The 1,208-nt window shown below is 42.1% G+C and carries 2 protein-coding genes; both read right to left on the bottom strand.

What is annotated here, in order from left to right:
• On the bottom strand, positions 1 to 229 hold a 229-nt coding region (locus tag ACESK1_RS12585; protein ID WP_372920531.1), incomplete at its 3' end, for an MmcQ/YjbR family DNA-binding protein.
• Positions 230 to 271: 42 nt separating this feature from the next.
• Positions 272 to 1,018 carry a cyclase family protein gene (locus tag ACESK1_RS12580; protein WP_372920530.1) on the bottom strand — a complete coding sequence of 249 codons (747 nt, stop codon included), beginning with the start codon at positions 1,016 to 1,018 and terminating at the stop codon, positions 272 to 274.
• Positions 1,019 to 1,208 lie beyond the last annotated feature (190 nt).

Below are 1,208 nucleotides of genomic sequence, written 5' to 3'. Positions count from 1 at the left end.
TTTTATTCATATGGTAGCCGGGAAGGATGTGGCTGCCGTAAGTTTCCCGCAATTCCAGGGCGCGGTCGGGATCGCATTTCAGGTTAGCTGTTAAAGGAACCTCATCCAATCCGGCAAGAGCAAACATCTTCCCCATTACTTTAAAAACAAGAGTATCGGGACCGAAAGGGAGTTCTTCGGTCACGCCTTTTTTGCTGAGACAGTAATTTCTAAATGTTTCTATGTTCATAAATACGTCAAATGTCATTTCCGCAAAGGCGGAAATCTCTAATTACAAAATTTTATATAAGACAGGTTTGGAGGGCGCTGCATCATTTTCAAAAGAAGCGATTTGCAGATTCAGCAAATACTCCCCGTCGGGAATTGTATTTGGTACATAAATTAATTCTGTGATGGTCGCATCGAAACGGGTATTTTTAGGATAATTCCAAAAGGCTTTGTGCGCAAGGAGTTTACCTCCATCCTTTTCCTTATCAACCGAGGGCAGATCTATAAGCAAATGCTGCACTCCACAATTACGTAGATAAATGGAGGCATCTTCGGTTAAATACGGCCAGTTGGTATTCGAGTATTTGCGGCTGCGCTTTTCTATATAATTAGGCAAAGTCCTAATCACCAAGGCTTCCGCTTCTCCTTCCTTAAAATGCTTGCGGAGAATATCTTCCGTAATCACAACATCTTCCAGCCATTTTTCAGGCTCCACCGAAATCAGTTTTGCGGTGAAAAAAAAGTTTCTTAAGGTTTGATTGATGCTGTGAAACTCCAACGAAATATGTCCCACACACTCTGTATGTGTCCCATGGGCGTGAGGATTGAATTTCACGTTATTAAAATTCACAGGAGCCCCTTCAGAAACCTTTCCGATAAAATCACCGTCTTTCACCGGCTCAATCACCGGAGCGCCCAGGTACCAGGCCACAGGATTTTTAGAGTCTCCCCGTAATCCCAGGGAAATATCCAGTGGTTTGGAAAGATCTACGTGATAAGTTTTGTCTTTATGAATGATGTTCGCCAGCATCTGGTAAAATTACGAAAAGGCTAAGAATTAGTTTTAAGAATATTTCTCAGGTTTTAGGTAGATAGAAAAGGTCGGCGGCAATGCCGTCACTTAGGAATTTACCTTTAGTGGTGATATGATAAACACCATCATTTTCCTCCAGAAGTTGCTTTTGTTGGAGCGGGGCCGCATTTTCAAGTAAATATTGCTT

It is taken from the genome of Salegentibacter sp. (assembly GCF_041642575.1).
Lineage (GTDB): Bacteria > Bacteroidota > Bacteroidia > Flavobacteriales > Flavobacteriaceae > Salegentibacter.
The sequence above is the reverse complement of the archived record's forward strand: the minus strand, read 5'-3'. Positions and strand labels throughout refer to the sequence as shown.